Source organism: Polynucleobacter sp. 39-46-10 (assembly GCF_002282275.1).
Map to the genome: position 1 here is coordinate 1 of NZ_NCJB01000566.1, position 1,017 is coordinate 1,017.

The 1,017-nt window shown below is 41.7% G+C and carries 1 protein-coding gene; it reads right to left on the bottom strand.

Annotated elements, in window-relative coordinates:
* Positions 1–72: 72 nt before the first annotated feature.
* Positions 73–882, bottom strand: a complete 810-nt coding sequence (locus B7X71_RS17765; RefSeq protein ID WP_293601715.1) for a TorF family putative porin — start codon at positions 880–882, stop codon at positions 73–75.
* Between the last annotated feature and the right edge of the window lie 135 nt (positions 883–1,017).

Genomic DNA, 1,017 nt, shown 5'->3' on the forward strand with positions numbered 1-1,017 from the left:
ACTTCGTCAAGCTTGAATGGCTTGATGATTGCGGTAATTAATTTCATACGTTTCTCCGTTTAGAGGAAGGAATTAGAAAGTTTTGGTGAGGGCAACAATTGCACCACCACGACCCGCAAATGTATTAGCAGACACGTTTGAACCGGTCATATATAAACTTGGATTAGCATTTGTTGTTACATATGATGCAGATAATGCCAAACCACCACCAAAATCTTTAGTGGCACCCAGTTTCCAGTCCATATAACTCAGACTACCACCATCAATTTTCGATTGACTAGGCATATATTGGTAACCAATATGTCCATTCAGAGACAGACCCCAAATGCCCGTATCGTAGTTTGCTGTTAGATCCGGATAGTAAGCTCCGGTTGTATTCGCCCAGCCGAAAACATTACTTACAGCATAGTTAACTTTTACAAAACCAGTAACAGGGCCAAAAGTGTAGTTTTGAGCCGCATAAATTTCTGTAGTGCTTGGATTGTTTGCTCCGTTAAAGCCTTTCATTGGGTAGTAGTACTGTAGTACACCAAAGTCAGATGCAAATCCTGGAGCAATTAGTTCCTTCTTAAAACCACCGTAGAAATCCATTTCGAGCGGGGCACTGACGCCCGCATTTTGATCACCGATCCAGCTGATTGTTGAGTTCCAGTTACCAATATACAAACCACTTTCATGGGCATAATCAAAGCCACCCTGAATGGCTGGCTGGTAATTAGTTTGTGTGATGCCACGATAACGGTAATCGTTTACTACTGTAACGTTTGCCGCAATAGGATTGCCCGCATCCTCAGGATTAGTTGGGGTATCTGCTGCAAATGCTGCTGTTGCAAATAAGCCAGAAGCTACTAGAGCGATGGCTGTCTTTTGAATAGTTTTCATGTATTACTCCTTGCTGTGTGTAATGAAAAAGGGATAAATGCTTATTGCATGGAGTGATCATGAATCTCGGGACATCTTGTAATTTCTAGTGATTCACCGAAATAAGGCTTATGCCCCAAATAAGTGCATTAATTT

Excerpts from the sequence above, each read along its gene's own strand:
- B7X71_RS17765 (WP_293601715.1), bottom strand. The coding sequence starts at position 882 with ATGAAAACTATTCAAAAGACAGCCATCGCTCTAGTAGCTTCTGGCTTA.